Below are 206 nucleotides of genomic sequence, written 5' to 3' on the forward strand. Positions count from 1 at the left end.
AACAACTCACAGTGCCAGAAGAAACAGGTGCAGAGTTACTCACACACGTTATTTCTCTCAATAAAGTAACGATTACTGAAGATAGTTTTGGTAGCTTAGTTTCACTCTCAGAAACTGCTAATACCGAAATGCGTTATTACCGCAATAATATTTTGCATACCTACGTAGTACCAGCTTTGGTTTGTCGTTTACTTGATAAGCACAGC

The 206-nt window shown here is 38.3% G+C and carries 1 protein-coding gene; it reads left to right on the forward strand.

Features of this window, described 5'->3' with window-relative positions:
* Positions 1-206 (forward strand): hypothetical protein (locus AACQ14_RS24275; protein WP_339366103.1); only part of this gene is annotated, 206 nt, incomplete at both ends.

Source organism: Vallitalea maricola (assembly GCF_036985595.1).
Taxonomy (GTDB): Bacteria; Bacillota; Clostridia; order Lachnospirales; family Vallitaleaceae; genus Vallitalea; species Vallitalea maricola.